This window comes from Hymenobacter canadensis, from assembly GCF_027359925.1.
Lineage (GTDB): Bacteria > Bacteroidota > Bacteroidia > Cytophagales > Hymenobacteraceae > Hymenobacter > Hymenobacter canadensis.
The window spans coordinates 3,373,309-3,392,729 of sequence record NZ_CP114767.1 but is presented as its reverse complement, the minus strand read 5'-3'; the positions used below and the strand labels follow the sequence as shown (position 1 = coordinate 3,392,729).

Below are 19,421 nucleotides of genomic sequence, written 5' to 3'. Positions count from 1 at the left end.
TACCGACCAAAACTCCTCATCATGTCTGATCTGTTTTCGCCGTTTGCGCTGCGTGGTATCACGCTCCGCAACCGGATAGTTATTTCGCCCATGTGCATGTACAGCGCCCAGGATGGCTTCGCCAACGACTGGCACCTAGTGCACCTGGGCAGCCGGGCCGTGGGTGGGGCCAGCCTCATCATTCAGGAAGCCACGGCCGTGTCGCCGGAAGGCCGTATTACGCCCGGCGACCTGGGCATCTGGAAAGATGAGCACGTGCCGTTTCTGCGCCGCATCACCGACTTTATCAAGGCCCAGGGCTCGGTGGCGGGCATTCAGCTGGCCCACGCCGGCCGCAAAGCCAGTCACCGCAACCCCTGGGAAGGCGCCGACGCTATCCTGCCCACCGAGCCCCACGGCTGGCAGACCGTAGCGCCCAGCGCCGAGCCCTTCACGCCCGACGAACCCACCCCCCACGCCCTGAGTGTGGCCGAAATCGGGCAGGTAGTGGCCGACTTCCGCGCGGCCACGCTGCGCTCTTTGGAGGCGGGCTACGAGGTGATTGAGCTGCATGCCGCCCACGGCTACTTGCTGCACGAGTTCTTCTCGCCTCTGAGCAACCACCGCCAGGACGAATACGGCGGCTCCTTCGAAAACCGTATCCGGCTGCTGCTGGAAGTAGTGGACGCCACCCGCGCCGTGCTGCCTGAGCACCTGCCGCTGCTGGTGCGCGTGTCGGCCACCGACTGGACCGAGGGCGGCTGGACGGCCGAGGATACCGTGCAGCTGGCCGGCATCCTGAAAGATAAAGGCGTGGATCTGCTGGACTGCTCCACCGGCGGCAACGTGGCCAAAGCTGATATTCCCGTGGGCCCCGGCTACCAGGTGGAATTTGCCGAGCAGGTGCGCCGCGAAACCGGCCTGCCTACCGGGGCCGTCGGCCTCATCACCGACGCGCAGCAGGCCGAAGCCATCATTGCCAGCGGCCAAGCCGACTTGGTGCTGCTGGCCCGGGAATCCTTGCGCGACGCCTATTTCCCGCTGCACGCGGCGCACGAGTTGGGCACTGATATTGCCTGGCCCAACCAGTACGTGCGGGCCAAGCCGCGGCTGTAGGCGGGTGCCGCAGCGGGCCGGCCCGTACCTGCTTTCTGTACTGTACCTTTGTCTGATGCAAGACTTCTCGACGCCTGACTTCCCCATTCTCTACCGCCCCGACCTGGATATTCTGGTGGGCCGGTGGCTGGTGGAAATCAGTCTGGCCGAGGAGGTGAAGCAGAACTACGTGCAGCTGTTTCAGGCCGCCGCCGCCGCCAACTGCCGGTTCTGGCTGCTCGATGCCCGGCGGCGGTTTCGGACGACGCACGAAATCACCAACTGGGTAAACCAAAACGCGCCCCGGCAGGCGCTGGAGAAGCTGGGCCGCGAAATCCGGGTGGCCTTCCTGCTGGCCCCGCATCAGCTGCTGGCCTCCACCGATTCGTCCCCGTTTCCGGAGCTGCGGCACCCCGACACTGGCCACGCCATGTCGGCCCAGTTTACCGACGAAGGCGAGGCCATTGCCTGGCTGCAGGCCGAGCAAAGCAAGGTGTAGCGGCAGGATAGTTTCCTGATTAAAAGGCAAAAGCGCGACTGAAAACCCGGAGTGGGTTTTCAGTCGCGCTTTTGCCTTTTAATCAGGTTGATGGACAGAGGCCCGCAACCTTTCCCGGCGCGGTGCGACCTTAGGCGAAGCCTACTCTGTATTTCGCTGCATGAAACACCTTTCTGCTCCCAACCGGGCCGGCGCGGCGGCCCTGCTGCTGGCGCTGGCCGGCTGCGCCACCACCCAGCCCGCCGCCACCAGCACTACTGCCACGCCTCCCGCCACTGCTGTGGCCTCTGTCAGCGGCGGCCGCAGCATCAACCCCCAGGACGTGGACCGCTCGGTGTCGGCGTGCGAGGACTTCTTCCGGTTTTCGGGGGGCAACTGGCTGAAGAATAACCCCATTCCGGCCTATGCCAGCAGCTGGGCCCCGCGCAACGAGCTCAACGACCGGACCCAGGCCACCCTGCGCCGCATCCTAGAAGATGCCGCCGCCGACCGCGCCGCCACCCCCGGCTCGAACCGCCAGAAAGTGGGCGACTACTACGCCGTCGGCATGGACTCGGTGGGCCTGGAAAAAGCTGGCCTGACCTACCTCAAGCCCGAGCTGGCCCGCATTGCGGCCGTGAAAGACCGGCCCGGCCTGCTCACCGAAGTTGCCCGCCAGCAGACGCTGGGCACCGGCGCGTTCTTCCGGGCCGGCGTCACGCCCGACCGCAAAAACAGCTCGGTATATGCCGTAAACATGAGCCAGGGCGGCCTCGGCATGCCCGACCGGGACTATTACCTCAAGGACGACGCCCGGTCCAAAACCGTGCGCGCCGCCTACGTCACCTACCTCACCAACATCTTCAAGCTGCTCGGTGATGCCGAGGCTACGGCCGCCGCCAAGGCCGCCACGGTAGTGCGCGTGGAAACCCGCCTGGCCCGCGCCAGCAAAGACCGGGTGTCGCTGCGTGACCCGTACGCCAGCTATAATAAGATGACGGTGGCTGAGGCCGATAAGCAGTTTGCTAACCTGCAGCCCTCGGCTTTGCTGAAGCGCAACGGCCTGGGTGCGGCCCAGGAGGTGATTGTGGGCCAGCCCGAGTTCTTCAAGGAAGTCAGCGCGGTGCTGAAAGAGGAGCCGCTGGCCGACCTGAAAACCTATCTGAGCTGGCAGCTGGTGTCGTCGGTGCCGGCGGCCTTGCCCCAGGCGTTTAGTGACGAGGCGTTCCGGTTTGCGCAGGTGCAGAGCGGGGCCAAGCAGCAGCCCACCCGCTGGAAACGCATGCTTTCGGCCACCGATGGCACTTTGGGCGAAGCCTTCGGGCAGCTGTATGTGGACCAGGCGTTTTCGCCCGCCGCCAAGCAGAAGGCGCTGGATATGCTGGCCAACATCCGCGAGTCGATGGCCGAGCACATCCAGACCAACACCTGGATGAGCGCCGCCACCAAGCAGGAAGCACTCAAGAAGCTCAGCGCTCTGCGCGTGAAAATCGGCTACCCCGACAAGTGGAAGGACTACTCGGCGCTGAACATTTCGCGCGAATCGTACCTGAAAAACGTGCTGGCGGCGCGCCAGTGGGGCTACCAGCAGAACGTGAAGAAGTTCGGCGGACCCATTGACCGCAATGAGTGGAGCATGACGCCGCCTACCATCAACGCCTACTACAGCCCGCCGATGAACGAAATTGTGTTCCCGGCCGGCTACCTGCAACCGCCGTTCTTCGACCCCGAAGCCGACGACGCGGTAAACTACGGCGCCATTGGCGGGGTGATGGGCCACGAAATGACCCACGGTTTCGACGACTCGGGCCGGCAGTACGACTCGGAAGGCAACCTGCGCGACTGGTGGACGCCCGCCGACGCGGCCGAATTCACGAAGCGCGCCGCCGTGGTGGGCACCCAGTACTCGGCCTTCTCGCCTTTGGATTCGGTGTACGTGAACGGCAAGCTCACGATGGGCGAAAACCTGGCTGACTTTGCCGGCCTCACCATCGTGTACGCCGCCCTCCAGAAGCAGCTCGACAAGCAGTACGGCAAAGGCAACCGCCCGCTCATCGACGGCTTCACGCCCGAGCAGCGCTTCTTCCTGAGCTGGGCCCAGCTGCGCCGCCAGAACATTCGCCCCGAAGCCCTGCGCCAGCAAATCCTCACCGACCCCCACTCGCCCGGCCAGTACCGCACCATCGGCCCCCTCATGAACATGCCCGAGTTCTACCAGGCCTTCGGCTGCACGCCCGGCCAGAAAATGGTCCGCCCGGATGCCGAGCGGGCGGTGATTTGGTAGCCGGAAGCACATAAAAAGAACGTCATGCTGAGCGGAGCGAAGCATCTCGCGTGCTGATGTTGTTAAATCGTCGAACGGCAACCGCTCCGTAGCCCAGGGTTTAAACCCTGGGCTAGTGAAGCAACGTCAGCACACGAGATGCTTCGGCTGCACCTCTGCATGACGTTCTTTCTTCTCCTAATTCCAACTTCTCCCACAACCTTCATCCCCCCACCAATGACCCCACAACGCACCTTCCTGCTCTCCCTGGGCACGGCAGCCGGCATGGCCCTGGCCGGCTGTGCGGCCAGTACGCCTGCTACCACCGCCACCACGCCCGCCGCTACGCCGGCTACGACTGATGCTACGGCCACGGCCCAGCTCGGCCCGGTACTGCCCGGCGTCGGTATTGATCCGGCCAATATTGATAAGTCGGTAAATCCCTGCGACGACTTCTTCCAATACGCTTCGGGCACCTGGCTGAAGAACAACCCGATTCCGGCCGCCGAGTCGCGCTGGAGCTCCTGGAACGGGCTCATCAACCAGAATGAGGCCGTGATGCGCCAGATTCTGGAAACTTCGGCCGCCAACAAAACCGCCGCCAAGGGCACCAACCTGCAGAAAGTTGGCGACTATTACGCCACGGCCATGGACTCCATGGCCATCGACAAAGCCGGCCTGAAGTACCTGCAGCCAGAACTGGCCCGCATCAACGCGGTGAAAGACTTGCGCGGGCTGCAAATCGAGCTGGTGCGCGCTCAGCGTCTGCAAACCCGCTCGGTGTTCGGACTGGGCGTGAACCAGGACCGCAAAAAGAGCGACGAGTACGCCCTCTACCTCAGCCAGGGCGGCCTCAGCCTGCCCGACCGGGACTACTACCTCAAGGATGATGCCCGCTCCAAAACCATCCGCACGGCCTACACCACCTACCTTACCAACACGTTCAAGATGCTGGGTGAGAGCCCGGCCGTGGCCGCCAAAAGCGCTGCTACGGTGCTGCGCCTCGAAACCCGGCTCGCCAAAGCCAGCAAGGACCGCGTAGCCCTGCGCGACCCGTACGCCAACTACAACAAGATGACGGTGGCCGAAGCCGCCCAGAAATACCCCAACCTGGGGCTGCCCGTGATGCTGCCCGCTTTGGGCCTCAACTCGGCTAAAGAGGTGATTGTGGGCCAGCCCGAGTTCCTGCAGGAAGCCAGCACGGCCCTCAAGCAGGAGCCCCTCGGCGACTGGAAAACCTACCTGCGCTGGCACCTCACCTCGTCGCTGATGTCGGCGCTGCCGCAGTCGTTTGGCGACGAGAGCTTCCGGTTCCAGCAGGTGCTGAGCGGCGCCAAGCAGCAGCAGCCTCGCTGGAAGCGCATGCTTCGCGCCACCGATGGCGCGCTGGGCGAAGCCTTCGGCCAGCTCTATGTGGACAAGGCCTTCGCGCCCGAAACCAAGGTGAAGGCTCAGCAAATGGTGGCCAACATCAAGGAAGCCATGGGCGAGCATATCCGCGGCCTAGAGTGGATGAGCGCCGCCACTAAGGAGGAAGCCATCAAGAAGCTCAACTCCTTCACCGTCAAAATCGGCTACCCTGACAAATGGAAGGACTATTCGGCCCTCTCGATGAGCCGCGAATCGTACCTGAAAAATGTGCTGGCCGCCCGCGAGTGGGAGTCGAAGGACAACCTGAGCCGCTACGGCAAGCCGATTGACCGCGAAGTGTGGGGCATGACCCCGCCCACGGTGAATGCCTACTACAACTCCTCGCTCAACGAAATCGTGTTTCCGGCCGGCATCATGCAGCCGCCGTTCTTCGACCCTAAGGCCGACGACGCGGTAAACTACGGCGGCATGGGCGCAGTTATTGGCCACGAAATCACCCACGGCTTCGACGACCGGGGCCGGCAGTCGGATGCCCAGGGTAACCTGCGCGACTGGTGGACCAAGGAAGATGCGGCCGAATTCACGAAGCGCGCCGACATGGTGGGCGCCCAATACTCGGCCTTCCAGCCCCTGGATTCGGTGTTCGTGAACGGTAAGCTCACGATGGGCGAAAACCTGGCCGACTTCGGCGGCCTCGCCCTGGCCTACTCGGCCCTGGAAAAGGAACTGCAGAAGAAATACGGCAGCAACCCGCGCCCCCGCTACGACGGCTTCACGCCCGAGCAGCGCTTCTTCCTGGGTTGGGCCCAGGTGTGGCGCACCAACGCCCGCCCCGAATACATCCGCCAGCAGGTCCTCACCGACTCGCACTCCCCGGCCCAGTACCGCACCAACGGCCCACTCATGAACATGCCCCAGTTCTACGAGGCCTTCGGCTGCAAGGAAGACGCCAAAATGGTCCGCGCCCAGAACGTGCGCGCCAACATCTGGTAGCATAGAACGTCCCGGTCCGGCGGCTGTTGAAGCCGTCGGGCCGGTTGCTGTGTGCTGATGGTGATTGGTGAAGGGTGATTTTGGGAACGGTGTAGAGACGCGACACTTCGCGTCTCGTCGTTGCTGATGTTATTTGTCTGGCAAGATTCCGGTCGTTCAACGACGAGACGCGAAGTGTCGCGTCTCTACACCGTTCAACAGCCGCTGAGCCAGTGCCCTTCTGCCACAAGGGCATCAAGGCAAGAAAGGCCGCCTGCACTGTGCAGGCGGCCTTTCTGTTTTCTTGTGAAAAAAACTATTCTCGCTGACAACCAAGCAATACGATTTATTCGTAGAATTACGAAAAGTTCGTAATAGGAGAATGGAACGATTAACTCAACCCGAGGAAGAGGCCATGCGGGGCTTCTGGCAGCTGGGCGGCGGCTTCATCAAGGAAGTGCTGGAGCTACTGCCCGAGCCACGCCCGCCCTACACCACGCTGGCCTCCACGGTGCGCAACCTGGAGCGCAAAAACTACCTGACCAGCCGCAAGCTGGGCAACACCTTCCGGTTCGTGCCCAGCGTCACGGCCGAGGAATACCGGCGGCGCTTCCTGGGCACCTTCGTGGGCGACTACTTCCGCAATTCCTATAAGGAACTGGTGTCGTTCTTCGCCCAGGAACAGAAAATCAGCCCCGAGGAGCTGCAGGACATCATCGACATGATTGAAAACCGCAAAACCCGGCCCTGATGCCTGCGCTGCTTCTGTATCTGCTGCAAATGCAGGGGGCGCTGCTGCTGTTGCTGGCCGTGTACTACGGGCTGTTGCGCCGGCTCACGTTTCACCAGCTCAACCGAGGTTATCTGCTGGCGGCGCTGGCTCTGGCGGCCGTTTACCCATTGCTGGATCTGGGCTGGCTGCGGCCCGCCGTGGCCCCGGCCGCGCCGCTGGCGCAAGTGCTGACCGCCTGGCCTGCTGCGGCCGGCGTGGCCGCTCCGGCTGCTTCTGGCCTCGACTATGGCGCGTGGCTGCTGGCCGCCTACGGCCTGGGCGCGACGGTGCTGCTGCTGCAACTGTTGGTGCAGGTTGCCTCACTGTGGCGGTTGCACCGGGCTTCCCGGCCGGCGGAGGCGGCAGGCGTGCGGTTTCGGGCGGTGATGGGGGAGGTGAGTCCGTTTTCGTTTGGGCGCGCCATCTACCTCAACCCGGCCCACCACGCGCCCACTGAGCTGCCGGTGGTGTTGCTGCACGAGCAGGTGCACGTGCGCCAGGCCCACACGCTGGATGTGCTGCTGGGCCACCTGCACCGGGTGCTGGCCTGGGCCAGTCCGGCGGCCTGGCTGTGGCTGCGTGCCACCCAGGAAAACCTGGAGTTCATTGCCGATGCCGCCGTGCTGCACGAAAGCCAGCTGGCCCCGAAACAGTATCAATACAGTCTGGTCCGGCTCAGTACGCTGGCCGCCGGCCCGGCTTTAGTCACGCCTTTTTCCTTTATCATCCTCAAAAACCGTATCCGTATGATGAATTCCCGTCCTTCCGCCCGGCGCCAGCTGTTGCGCTACGCTGCTGTGCTGCCCGTAGCCTTGGGCCTGCTCCTGACCACCGCCGCCACCCAGGCTACTGCTGCAGAGCCACAGCAGACCAGCCGGACTGCCGCGCCTCTTTATTTTGTGGATGGCAAGCGGGTTGCTGAAAGCGAGCTGAGCAAACTAGACCCCAAAGCCATTGAGAGCATGAACGTGCTGAAAGGCGAGGCTGCTGTCAAAGCGTTTGGCGCTGAGGCCGCTGACGGCGCTATTCTCGTCATCACGAAGCAGAACAAAAATTCGGCAGAGGTGAAGGCTTTCATGCAGCAGTACAGCATCGTGCTGGACCCAACCGTGTCGAATGCCAAGCCCAGCCTGTACTTCCTCGACGGCCAGCCTTCCACCCAGCAGGCCATCAATGCCCTCAACCGCCGCACCATTGCCAGTGTGAACGTGGTGAAGGGGCCCGACGCCACCAGTGTTTTTGGCGTCGGCGCCGCGGATGGCGTGATGGTCGTGGTGACCAAGCGCAACGTGAGTTCCGAAACCGTGGCCGAGTTCAACCGCCGCTACAACATCCAGCCGCCGGTGGTGCCGGTGCCCCCGGTGCAGCCCTAGCCCGAGGCGAGAGTCTGCTGCTGCCCGGCTTCCTCCCCAGGAGTGAGCCGGGCAGCAGCGTTTACGGGGGCTGCTGCTACCGGCAGCCAACGCTAAGCGCCGATGGTGCGTATCGGTAGCACTGCACTCTTTCCTGGCCTGCCACCTACTCCTGTTTGCATGACGCCAACCACGCTAACTGATTTCCTCCACCTCAGCCACCGCCCCGACCTGGGCATTGTGGCCGCCCGCTGGACCCGGCCGGCGGAATCGGGCGAGCTGCGCGCCGGCTACCAGGCCATGCTGCACTACGCCGCTTCCTGCGGCAGCTGCACCCGCTGGCTGATTGACTCGCGCCGCCGCCTGCAGGTAGATGCCCAGGACGTGCACTGGCTGACCACCGAGTTTTACCCCACGCTGCGCCGCCACCTCAACGCGCACGTGTACCTGGCGTTCCTGATTGCGCCCTACCAGGCCGACGACGTGCAGGACGACACCCTGCCGCCGCTGCCCTACACCCACGGCGACTACTGCTCGCTCAATCAGTTCATCGACGAAGGCGAGGCAGTCCGGTGGCTGACCTCGCGCAGCTAGAGAAACAGGCAGAAAAGTAGTGGCCGCTGAAAAAGGCAATTTTCAGGTATCCTGTTGCATATTGAGGGTAAACGTAATATTGGCTCGATTATAGCCATTATCTTTGATACAGAGGACGTACAGGCATTGTTTATAAGTGCTTTAACGGCCCAAATGCTGCCTGTTTTACCTTTTTTTCTTCGGTCCATGTCTAAAATAATACTATTGCTTCTGTGCGCCCTCATGGTGCTGCTGGAGCCCGCCACCACGCTGGCCGCCGCTGGCCCCGAGGCCGCCCTCACGGAAGCCGCCGCTTCCGAAACGGATGCCGTTACCGTCATTCCGCGCCCCAACTACAAGCGCTACCGCGGCAACAGCCGCAGTAAAAAGCGCCGCCTGGGCTTCTTCCGCCGCCGCGCCGCCCGCCGCAAAGCCGCCCGCAAAACCAAGCAGAGAGCCACCGCGCCTAAGGGCCGGATTCAGGTGGACGCGCCAACCGGCACCATGCCGCCGCGCCAGTAGCCCGCACCAGTACCGCAAGTGCCCAAACGGCCGCTTTTCCTCCCCGGGAAAGCGGCCGTTTGCGTGATGGCCCGGCTGCCACAGGCGAAATGCAGCCGGCTGGCCGCCATCCGCCGGACGGTGCCGTATACAGGGACGTACCGTTTTCCTAGTGCTGCTATGCTTCGTTCGCTCCCTATTGCTTTACTGCTGGCCCTGTTGGCGGGTACCACCGCCGTGGCCCAGAACCGCGCCCCTTCCACGTCCACCCAACGCAAGCTCACCGAGCGGGTCAGCCCGTTGCCGGGCGTAACGCTGCCTACCGGGGCCAGCCAGCGCAATGCTCAGCCATTGCCCATTCCTTCGCAGGTGCGGCCCAACGGCGCGCTGCCGCTGCCGGCCATGCCCAGCGGCAACGTTACCGTCGGCCCGCTCGATTCAGGGCGGGTAGAGGAGCCGGCCCAGCGCCCGGCGCCGAAAGCACCAGCTCGCCGCCGACCCTAGCGCGCCCGGTGCAATGGCACGGCCGGCGGGCTAAGGGCAACGAGGACGGTTTGTGCCAAGGTGCCGCCGCAGGCAGTGCCGCCGCCCGGGGAGCGTACAGGCTGTGGCCGCCGCTCAGCCGCACTGGAACTCCCGGCGCTGGCTGCAGAACATCCGCCGCTGCACCCGCAACAATGCCGCACCCACCCGCTGGCTGCCCGCCGACTACTTTCCCAACAACGCCGCCCAGATTGCTCCAGGCGGCGTTTTCGGTTTGACACGGGCTGCGCGGCGCCAGATTTGCGCCAGGGGGCTTACCCGGCCGGGCCGGCTTTGTAGCGCAGCCACAGAATGCCACCGGGACGCTGCTCCACGCTCAGTAGCGCAAACTGCCGGGGTGGGCCGGGCTGCTCGCCCTGCTCGAACATGGTGGGCGAGGAGGCCGCGCCGTCCACCACCGGGTAGTGCAGGAGGCTCAGCTCGTCTATCAGGCCGGCGCGCAGCAAGGAGCCGTTGACGTGGCCGCCGCCTTCCAGCAGCAGCGTTTTGATGGGAAACAGCTCCCCCAGCTTGTCCAGCACCAGCGCCAGATCCAGCTCCTGGGCCCCGCCGAACACGTACGATACGCCCACCCGGCGCAAATAGGCCAGATACTCGTCGCTGACCTGCTCGGTGAGGACACTGATGACGTGGTCGTCGTCGATGGCGGCCGACTCCCAGCCCAGCTTGCCGTGTGCATCTATTGCCACCGCAAACGAGGTGGCGCCGTGTTCGGCCACGTAGTCGGTGCGGGGCAGGGGCTCGGGGGCGGGCTGCAGGTCGGGGGCGAGGCCGTCGGTGAAGTCCTTTTCCATCGTGACGCGGCCCACCAGCCAGGCATCGGCCCCGAAGGTGGCGGCGGTAGTTTCGTACTCCTGGGTGTTGGGTTTGGCGCCCCAGCGGCTGAGGATGATGCGCCCATCGAGGGAGCTCATCATGTGGCAGATTACGTGCGGTTTCATCGTAAAGCAGAGTAAGAGCGGGCACAGCAGCCTCGCCCGAAACGGCCTTATACGTACCGCTTCGGCAAGCGGCCGCGCCGGCCGGGTATACCTGCTAGCCCGGCAGCGCATGCGGCCGCGCCACCTGCCGGTATATGGCCGGCGCCGTCACGAACACGAACACGCCAAACAGCGCCTGCTCCAGCAAACTCAGCGGCACCAGTCCCGCTACTGCCGGCCCGAAGTAGCCTGCCAGGTACACGTGGGTGTTCACGCTGATATCCACCGCCATAATGCCTGCCGCCAGCGGCACGCCTATGCGCGGCCGCCACCAGACCAGCCCCGCCGCTAGCGGGTCGAGCAGCGTCAGGGCATCCCAGAACACCCCGATGCCCACCGGCACCGGAAACGCCAGCAGCCCCCGCCGCAGAATGCTGGCCGCGTGGGTGTAGGTGCCAATCAGGAAGCACGCGGCGTAGATGGCCACCACCAGCCGAAGGGGCCAGGCGTAGGAGGGAGTGGAAACAGTTGGGTAGCGCACGGCGGCAAGGTAGCGGCCCCCGCCCAAACGAAAGACGCCGCCCGGATTTCTCCAGGCGGCGCGGTGCCGGTTTGCCGCGTTGCGGCAGTGGAGGTATAATCTCCACCTAAGGGCTGGTTATGGGTTAGGCTGTGGTACACTCGCGCCAGATGGGAAACTTATTGTGCTTTATAAGCAATCTGTATAACTTTTTACGATACAGTTTGTCTTTATCCGATGAATCCGCATACATTTAACTAAAACCGAAAAGGAGATACCCTTTAGGGTACCTCCTCTTGGTTATGTTGAAGCTATCTACGCTTTGCGTAGAAATGCCACATCTTACCGTCTTTACGATAGCGCCTCACGCCTTTAATCGTAATGTACGGGGTGAACACTTCAACATAATCTGGGTGGTCGGCTTTTTCGGCCTGCTTCATGGGTATATGAAGTTTGGAGAAAAGAATACTAGCCAGGACTATCCCGTCTAGAGCCCAGTTGAGGTACGAACTCAACTGGGTTTCTTTTTGCCCCACCCGCAGCAAATGTCTGACTGCTGTGATTTGCTAATTTTTACGTCTTTCTATAGGCTCCCAATAGGGTTGAATGGCGAGTAAGATCCACGTCAACAAGTTACAAAATAGCCGTGACGCTTTTTGTCATCTTGCTAAAACGCTAGGAGTAGATTGGTAAACTAATTAGCATACCAGTCTACTCCTAATGTTTTAGTATTACGACCCGCAAGCCTCGCAGCCGTCCGGATCATCCAGGGAGCAGGCCATGTCGGAGGCGTTCTGGGCCGATACGTTCAGCGGCTCCAGGGTCTCGGCGGCTTGCTTCTGCACCGTGAACTTGATGGCGTCGGCGGCGGCTTTGGTGCGCAGGTAGTACATGCCGGTTTTCAGGCCCTTCTTCCACGAGTGGAAGTGCATGCTGGTGAGCTTGCCGAAGTTCACGTTCAGCACGTGCAGGTTCAGGCTCTGGCTCTGGCAGATGTAGGCGCCCCGGTCGGCCGACATATCAATGATGCGGCGCTGCGAAATCTCCCACACCGTTTTGTACAGGTCCTTGATGTTCTGCGGGATGGTGGGGATGTCCTGCACCGAGCCGTTGGCGGCAATGATGGCGTTCTTCATCTGCTCGTTCCACAGGCCCAGCTTCACCAGGTCTTTCAGCAGGTGCTTGTTCACCACCATGAACTCGCCGCTCAGCACGCGGCGCACATAGATGTTGGAGGTGTAGGGCTCAAACGACTCGTTGTTACCCAGAATCTGGGCCGTGGAGGCCGTCGGCATGGGCGCTACCAGCAGCGAGTTGCGCACGCCGTGCTCCATCACCTGGGCGCGCAGTGTGTCCCAATCCCAGCGGCCGGAGTCGGGCTGCACGTTCCAGAGGTCGAACTGGAATTTGCCTTCGCTCAGCGGCGAGCCCGGGAAGGTTTCGTAGTGGCCGTCGCGCATGGCCAGGTCCTTGGAGGCCGTCATGGCCGCGAAGTAGATGGTCTCGAAGATGTCCTTGTTCAGGCCGCTGGCTTCGTCGCTCTCGAACGGCATGCGCAGGGCAATGAACGTATCGGCCAGCCCTTGCACGCCCAGCCCGATGGGGCGGTGGCGGCGGTTGCTGCGCTCGGCCTCAATCACGGGGTAGTAATTGATGTCGATAACCTTGTTCAGGTTCAGCGTGGCGTGGTACGTAACGTCGTAGAGCTTCTTATGGTCGAAGAACAGATTGCCGGCGTCGTCGGGGCGCACGTAGCGGGGGAGGGCCAGCGAGGCGAGGTTGCACACGGCAATTTCGTTCTCGTCGGTGTACTCCATAATCTCGGTGCAGAGGTTGGAGCTCTTGATGGTGCCGAGGTTTTTCTGGTTGCTCTTGCTGTTGGCGGCGTCCTTGAACAGCATGTAGGGCGTGCCGGTCTCGGTCTGGCTTTCCAGAATGGCGAACCATAGCTCCTGGGCCTTCATGGTGCGGCGGCCTTTGCCTTCGCGCTCATACTTCTGGTAGAGCTTCTCGAACTCCTCACCGTAGGTGGTATCCAGGCCGGGGCACTCGTGGGGGCACATCAGGGTCCAGTCGCCGTTCTGCTCCACGCGCTTCATGAACAGGTCGGGCGTCCAGAGGGCGAAGAACAGGTCGCGGGCACGCATCTCCTCCTTGCCGTGGTTTTTCTTGAGGTCCAGGAAGTCGATGATGTCGGCGTGCCAGGGCTCCAGGTAGATGGCGAAGGCGCCTTTGCGCTTGCCGCCGCCCTGGTCCACGTAGCGGGCCGTGTCGTTGAACACCTTCAACATGGGCACGAGGCCGTTGGAGGTGCCGTTGGTGCCTTTGATGTAGGTGCCGGTGGCGCGCACATTGTGCACGGCCAGGCCAATCCCGCCGGCGCTCTGCGAAATCAACGCACAGTTCTTCAGCGTGTCGTAAATGCCCTCGATGGAGTCGTCCTTCATCGTGAGCAGGAAGCAGGAGCTGAGCTGGGGCTTGGGCGTGCCGGCGTTGAACAGCGTAGGCGTGGCGTGCGTGAACCACCGCTCGCTCATCAGCTCGTAGGTTTCAATGGCGGCGGCAATATCCTCCTTGTGGATGCCAATGGCCACGCGCATCAGCATGTGCTGGGGCCGCTCCACCACCTTGCCATCCAAGCGGAGCAGGTAGCTGCGCTCCAGCGTCTTGAAGCCGAAGTAGTCGTAGTTATAGTCCCGGTCGTAGATGATGGCCGAATCCAGCGTAGCGGCGTGAGCGTGCACGATTTCCCACACGTCCTGGGCCACGAGGGAAGCGTTTTCGCCGGTCTTGGGGTCCTCGTAGGTGTGCAGCCGCTTCATGGTGCTGCTGAACGACTTGCTGGTGACCTTGTGCAGGTTGCTCACGGCAATGCGCGCGGCCAGGATGGCGTAGTCGGGGTGCTTGGTGGTGAGCGAGGCAGCGGTTTCAGCGGCCAGGTTGTCGAGCTCCACGGTGGTCACGCCATCGTAGATACCGTCGATAACCTTTTTGGCTACCTCAATCGGGGAAATGAAGTTCTGGTTGAGACCGTAGCAAAGCTTCTCGATGCGGGCCGTAACCTTATCGAACTTCACGGATTCGCGGCGGCCGTCGCGTTTGAGTACCAACATAAGCGTAGCAGTTGATGTGGGGAGTGTTGGGGTATGGGCATAGCCGCTCCAACGGGAGGCGGCAGGTCGGAATCAGCTCGAAGGAGGCCCGCTCGTAACGGCGCGGTATCCATTGATAGCGGAAGTTATTTCTATCTGGGCTGTAGGACAAACCTTCTTTTCAGAAGTTTTCCACATAAGCCTAACGCAATGCAGATCAGGGGCTTTTTCGGAATCCGGTGGCGGCTATATAGCCTCGGCCGGCGCCCAAAAATGGGGTTGGCGGATTGCAAAGAATTGGTATTGGCCGGGCCCGAACGGGCAGCAAAAAGCGTGTCCCCGGAAGCAAACAGCTCCTGAGAACACGCTTTCTGCGCGGAGTGAAAAAAGCTTAAAAGTCCTCGTCCAGCGAGAAGGCGTTTTCGGTTCGCTCGCTCATCACGCCGGCCTTCTGGTACTCGGCCACACGCTTCTCGAAGAAGTTGGTTTTGCCCTGCAGCGAAATCATTTCCATGAAGTCGAAGGGATTGGAGGCGCCGTAGATCTTGCTGTAGCCCAACGATTCCAGCAGGCGGTCGGCCACAAACTCGATGTACTGGCTCATCGTCTTGGCATTCATGCCAATCAGGTTCACGGGCAGCGCATCGGTCACGAACTCCTGCTCAATCTGCACGGCGTCCTGGATGATTTCGTGCACGCGGGCTTCGGGCAGCTTGTTCTGCAGGTGGTCTTTGTAGAGCAGGCAGGCGAAGTCGCAGTGTAGGCCTTCGTCGCGGGAAATCAGCTCGTTGGAGAACGTGAGGCCGGGCATCAGGCCGCGCTTCTTCAGCCAGAAAATGCTGCAGAACGAGCCCGAGAAGAAGATGCCTTCCACCGCCGCAAAAGCAATTAGGCGCTCGGTGAAGTTCTCCGAGTTGATCCACTTGATGGCCCAGTCGCCCTTCTTCTTCACGCACGGCACCGTTTCCAGGGCGTTGAAGAGGTAATCCTTCTGCTTGGGGTCTTTGATATATGTGTCGATCAGCAGCGAGTAGGTTTCGGAGTGGATGTTTTCCATCATCACCTGGAAGCCATAGAAGCAGCGGGCCTCAGCCATCTGCACTTCCTGCATGAAGTTCACCGCCAGGTTCTCGTTCACGATGCCGTCGGAAGCTGCAAAGAAGGCCAGCACGTGGCTGATAAAGTGCCGCTCGTTGTCGCTGAGGGCTTCCCAGTCTTTCTGGTCCTGGGAGAGGTCAATTTCCTCGGCCGTCCAGAACGAGGCTTCCGCCTTCTTGTACATCTGCCACACGTCGTTGTGCTGGATGGGGAAGAGGACAAATCGGTTGGGATTCTCAGTGAGCAACGGTTCCATAGCTGAAAGCAATACGGGTGAAAGGATCTAAGTGCCCCACGGGCGGGGGCAGCGCCGGGAAGCCAGAAACCAACGGGCCAACCAGAATGTTCGGGGCTGTTGGCGGTGGTCGGCGGCAGGTTGGAGCACCAAATATACCCTCCTTGACCGGCTTGCCAGACACTGCTCTGGCATTTTTTACGTGTTAAATTTTCATTGCCAGATAATCACGTTCAGCGCCCTGTATTCCCGAAAAGAGGCAAAAACTGCCCGAAAATCCCAAATTGTGGAAAAGTTTTCCACAATTTGCGTGTGGACAATCGTGGTTTTCCACAAAAAACCTATTCGCGTACCCGCTGGCGCGTTCCTTGACAAACCGCCGCTACGTGGCCTGAGTGGTGGAGTAATGATGTTTAATGAGTTAGGGTTTGGATTTGTAAAACGATACTTCTACTTTTGCCTTCCATTTTTCAGAAACCGCGAAGACGCCGATGTACGCAATTGTCAACATAGCCGGGAAGCAGACTAAGGTCGAAGCCAATAAATTTGTATACGCCCACCGTTTGGCTGGCAACGTCGGCGACAGTGTGGAGCTGGGCAAAGCCATGCTCACCGATAACGACGGAACCATCACCATCGGCTCGCCGCTGTTGGACGTGGCCGTAACCGGTACCATTCTGGCGCACGTAAAGGGCGACAAGGTATTGGTATTCAAGAAGAAGCGCCGCAAGGGCTATAAGAAGCTGAACGGTCACCGTCAGCAGTTCACCAAAGTAATGATCAACAGCATCGGTTAATCTAGTGCATAGTTGTTGGTGTCGGGGGCTTAGTTTATTGAACTAAGCTGGATCGGCCCAACAAACCCCTAAGCACTAACAACCAGGCACTAAGCACTTAATACCATGGCACACAAGAAAGGCGTAGGTAGCTCCAACAACGGCCGCGAATCAGAATCCAAGCGCTTGGGCGTGAAGATCTTCGGTGGTCAGTCTATCATTTCCGGCAACATCATCGTGCGTCAGCGCGGTACCAAGCACCACCCCGGCCAGAACGTGGGTATCGGCAAGGACCACACGCTGTTCGCTATGATCGACGGCACGGTGCAGTTCCGCAAGGGCCGCAAAGACCGTTCGTTTGTATCGGTAGTTCCGGCTGCTGAAGTGGCTGAAGTAGCTACCGCCGAGTAGTTTCTACCAGTCCAGCGCAAGCTAAAGGGACGGCTCTCACGGGCCGTCCCTTTGTGCGTTGGGCTGAGTGGTATTTGTCATCCTGCGCATGTCGCGCATCAAGCGAGGACGAAGGATCCTGTCACGTTTGCTTGAGTCGTAGCAATGGTGCGTTCTGACCTGATAAGATCCTTCGCTCCACTCAGGATGACAGATGCTCAGGACGACATATTTCCCAGCGCGTACAGCACCGGCTTGCTGGGGCTGGCGTCCAGCTCCAGGCTGGTGGGCTGCAGGCTGAGCAGAAACAGGCCGTCTTCCACCTCGTCGGGCACGAAAATGAGCTCGGTGATGGTGGCGTGGGTGCGGGTGGCGTGCGGATACTGCCAGAAGGCGTGGTGCGCCAGCAGCTGGCCGCCATCTTCCTCGCGGTCCACGCTGGGCAGGTCCAGCAGCAGGTGCTCGATGTGGTGCTCGGCCAGGTAGTGTGCCAGGGCGGGCTCGAGGTAGGTGGGGTTGGTGCCGGAGTAGTGGCGGGTGCGCTTGGCGCGGTGGTTGGGTAGGGTGCGCAATACCAGGGCCTCCAGCGGAACGTCGGCGGCGGGGCCGCCTTCCAGTTCGCGGCGCACATCTTCCAGCAACACCACCTGGTCGCCGTTGGGCTGCGGGCGGGGCTGCACCGATACCAGCCGGGCCACAAACAGGAAGCGGCGCAGGCAGCGGTTGAGCGTGGCCTGCGGATCGGGCGAAATGTGGCCGTAGCACTCGGTGTGGGTGCCGTTGCCGTGGGGTGTGAGGTGCACGCGCTGGTAGTTGGTGCTGCCGCCCAGGGCCACGCTGCCCACAAAATCGCCCACCCGAATCACGTCAAACTGCACGGGCTCAGCCCAGAAGCAGTTCACCTGGTTTTCGCCGGGGGCCAGCGGTAGGGAAATATCCAGCGGCGCGGCCGGGTTGAAGGAGTAGGCGCGGCCGTGGTGCGGGTAAGTGGCGAGCATGGTGGGAAGTGAGTTGCGGAAGAGCCTAAAGGTACTGTCATCCTGAGCTTGCGAAGGATCCTATCACGTCTGGGTTACTACCGAACGACTCGTTCTGCCCTGATAGGATCCTTCGCTCTGCTCAGGATGACAGACGGCTCAGGATGACTGGGCTTTCTGGTGCTCTGCCGCCCCTTCCACTACTAGCCGGTTCAGGATTTCGGCAATCTGGGGGGCGTGGCTAACGACCATGAAGTGGCCGCCGCCGGGAATGAGGTAGTCGACGGGGGTGGGGCCGGGCGGAAACACTCGGTCGTTGCTGCCCAGGATCTGAATGCTGCGGCCGGCGCTGGTGCTGTCCCAGTGCAACAGCCGGTGGATGGCCCAGCGCGTGTAGCGCGGCTCCATGTCCTGCAGAATCTGGTGAAACAGCTGGTACTCCTCGCCGTTCTGCACCCCGAAATACCACTGCCCGGCCCGTGGGAACAGCTTCAGCCACTGCGGCGGAAACAGCCGGTAGGCGCCGCTGCCGCGGATCAGGCGCAGCAAGGGCGGCAGGCAACTGGCATCGGGCACGCTGCTGATGAGGATGGCCCGCGCCAGCGGCCGGATCCGGCAAATTTCCAGGGCCACCACGCCCCCAAACGACACGCCCACCAGCAGGCACGGCTGCCCGGCCGGTATGGCCCCGGCCATGCGCGCCGCGTACTGCGGTAGCAGCTCCTGAGGTTCTGGCAGTAGCCACTGCAGCACCTGACTCGGGCCGTGCAGCAAAGGCTGTAGGTTCCGGAAAACCCGCTCATCCGCTCCCAGGCCCGGTATCAGGTAGAACATGGAGTCAATTAAGAATTATGAATTAAAAATTGCGCCACCGCCCGAAGATGCAGTGTGGTTTCGCAGGAAGTACGTTTGCGTCATTCATGACTTTTAATTCTCCATTCTTAATTGACTCATGGCTCTACCCGCAGAAACACGTCTTCGAGGTAGAAGATGTTGTGGGGCATGCTGGCCTCGTATTCGGAGGTATCGGCTTCGTCGGCGTCGGGGTCGATGCTGATGTTGAACGTGTCGTCGGCGCCGTCGTCTTCGTCGGTTTCGTCGTCGTCTTCGAAGGGGCCGTCGGCGGGGTAGGTGCAGGAGAGCTTGAGGGCCACGCTGGGCAGTGGCACGGGCGGCTCAGCCTCAGAGGTGTACTCCAGCAGGCAGGGCCATTCCGTAACGGTAGCCAGGGCGTCGGCCACGTCTTCCTGCAGCGTGCCGGCCCGCTCGCCGGCCAGGCGCAACAGCAAGTCGAGCTGCTGGAACTGCAGGCCCAGGTGAAAAAAGTGCGGTTCCTGGTCGAAAAAGGTGGTCGCCCAGATGGTTACGTCGTCGGAGTTGTCGAACACGATGGCCGTAATCTGCACCTGTTCGATGAAAAAGTCCGTGTCGTCGGCCAGAGCATCAATCAGTCTTCTCATACTTGAAGATTACGCGGATTTTTTGATTCCTCCGAAGCAAAGTGGAGCGCGGGC

18 protein-coding genes are annotated in these 19,421 nt (G+C 61.6%); 11 read left to right on the top strand and 7 right to left on the bottom strand.

The genetic code is table 11. The annotated features are described in order from the left end of the window. Positions 1-21 precede the first annotated feature (21 nt). The 9 genes from O3303_RS14515 to O3303_RS14475 all read left to right on the top strand — a co-directional run bounded on the left by O3303_RS14515 (position 22) and on the right by O3303_RS14475 (position 9,860). Positions 22-1,095, top strand: a complete 1,074-nt coding sequence (locus O3303_RS14515; protein ID WP_269559112.1) for an NADH:flavin oxidoreductase/NADH oxidase — start codon at positions 22-24, stop codon at positions 1,093-1,095. Between the two features lie 55 nt (positions 1,096-1,150). Then, positions 1,151-1,573: a hypothetical protein gene (locus tag O3303_RS14510; protein WP_269559111.1), complete on the top strand. Its 423-nt coding sequence runs from the start codon at positions 1,151-1,153 to the stop codon at positions 1,571-1,573. Between the two features lie 160 nt (positions 1,574-1,733). After that, positions 1,734-3,836, top strand: a complete 2,103-nt coding sequence (locus tag O3303_RS14505) for a M13 family metallopeptidase (RefSeq protein WP_269559110.1) — start codon at positions 1,734-1,736, stop codon at positions 3,834-3,836. 216 nt (positions 3,837-4,052) lie between these two features. Continuing rightward, positions 4,053-6,179, top strand: a complete 2,127-nt coding sequence (locus O3303_RS14500; protein ID WP_269559109.1) for a M13 family metallopeptidase — start codon at positions 4,053-4,055, stop codon at positions 6,177-6,179. A 361-nt stretch (positions 6,180-6,540) separates the two neighbouring features. Next, entirely contained in the window at positions 6,541-6,909 is a 369-nt protein-coding gene (locus tag O3303_RS14495; protein ID WP_269559108.1) for a BlaI/MecI/CopY family transcriptional regulator, read from the top strand. Continuing rightward, complete coding sequence (locus O3303_RS14490; protein ID WP_269559107.1) at positions 6,909-8,303, top strand: M56 family metallopeptidase; 1,395 nt, start codon at positions 6,909-6,911, stop codon at positions 8,301-8,303. The genes O3303_RS14495 and O3303_RS14490 overlap by 1 nt, the downstream gene beginning before the upstream one ends. Positions 8,304-8,462: 159 nt before the next feature. Continuing rightward, positions 8,463-8,876 (top strand): hypothetical protein, encoded by a 414-nt coding sequence (locus O3303_RS14485; RefSeq protein ID WP_269559106.1) that lies wholly within the window; start codon positions 8,463-8,465, stop codon positions 8,874-8,876. A 186-nt stretch (positions 8,877-9,062) separates the two neighbouring features. Next, positions 9,063-9,377 (top strand): hypothetical protein, encoded by a 315-nt coding sequence (locus tag O3303_RS14480; protein WP_269559105.1) that lies wholly within the window; start codon positions 9,063-9,065, stop codon positions 9,375-9,377. A 159-nt stretch (positions 9,378-9,536) separates the two neighbouring features. After that, entirely contained in the window at positions 9,537-9,860 is a 324-nt protein-coding gene (locus O3303_RS14475; protein WP_269559104.1) for a hypothetical protein, read from the top strand. Between the two features lie 293 nt (positions 9,861-10,153). On the opposite strand, the gene O3303_RS14470 is transcribed toward O3303_RS14475, so the two are convergent. The 4 genes from O3303_RS14470 to O3303_RS14455 all read right to left on the bottom strand — a co-directional run bounded on the left by O3303_RS14470 (position 10,154) and on the right by O3303_RS14455 (position 15,785). After that, positions 10,154-10,840, bottom strand: coding sequence for a RibD family protein (locus O3303_RS14470; RefSeq protein WP_269559103.1), 687 nt, complete (start codon positions 10,838-10,840; stop codon positions 10,154-10,156). Positions 10,841-10,934: 94 nt separating this feature from the next. Beyond that, positions 10,935-11,360, bottom strand: a complete 426-nt coding sequence (locus O3303_RS14465) for a hypothetical protein (RefSeq protein ID WP_269559102.1) — start codon at positions 11,358-11,360, stop codon at positions 10,935-10,937. A 710-nt stretch (positions 11,361-12,070) separates the two neighbouring features. After that, positions 12,071-14,452: a ribonucleoside-diphosphate reductase subunit alpha gene (locus tag O3303_RS14460; protein WP_269559101.1), complete on the bottom strand. Its 2,382-nt coding sequence runs from the start codon at positions 14,450-14,452 to the stop codon at positions 12,071-12,073. A 370-nt stretch (positions 14,453-14,822) separates the two neighbouring features. Next, entirely contained in the window at positions 14,823-15,785 is a 963-nt protein-coding gene (locus tag O3303_RS14455; protein ID WP_269559100.1) for a ribonucleoside-diphosphate reductase small subunit, read from the bottom strand. 470 nt (positions 15,786-16,255) lie between these two features. Here O3303_RS14455 and rplU point away from each other — a divergent pair, with 470 nt between their 5' ends. Together rplU and rpmA are read left to right on the top strand one after the other, a co-directional pair. Beyond that, positions 16,256-16,561, top strand: coding sequence for a 50S ribosomal protein L21 (gene rplU, locus O3303_RS14450; RefSeq protein ID WP_044015375.1), 306 nt, complete (start codon positions 16,256-16,258; stop codon positions 16,559-16,561). A 105-nt stretch (positions 16,562-16,666) separates the two neighbouring features. Beyond that, the gene (gene rpmA / locus O3303_RS14445; protein ID WP_269559099.1) at positions 16,667-16,951 is read left to right on the top strand and encodes a 50S ribosomal protein L27; all 285 of its coding nucleotides are present in this window, start codon (positions 16,667-16,669) and stop codon (positions 16,949-16,951) included. Between the two features lie 197 nt (positions 16,952-17,148). On the opposite strand, the gene O3303_RS14440 is transcribed toward rpmA, so the two are convergent. The 3 genes from O3303_RS14440 to O3303_RS14430 form a co-directional block, all read right to left on the bottom strand. After that, positions 17,149-17,928, bottom strand: coding sequence for a cyclase family protein (locus O3303_RS14440; RefSeq protein WP_269559098.1), 780 nt, complete (start codon positions 17,926-17,928; stop codon positions 17,149-17,151). Between the two features lie 138 nt (positions 17,929-18,066). Continuing rightward, positions 18,067-18,741, bottom strand: coding sequence for an alpha/beta fold hydrolase (locus tag O3303_RS14435; protein WP_269559097.1), 675 nt, complete (start codon positions 18,739-18,741; stop codon positions 18,067-18,069). A 116-nt stretch (positions 18,742-18,857) separates the two neighbouring features. Next, complete coding sequence (locus O3303_RS14430) at positions 18,858-19,367, bottom strand: hypothetical protein (RefSeq protein ID WP_269559096.1); 510 nt, start codon at positions 19,365-19,367, stop codon at positions 18,858-18,860. Between the last annotated feature and the right edge of the window lie 54 nt (positions 19,368-19,421).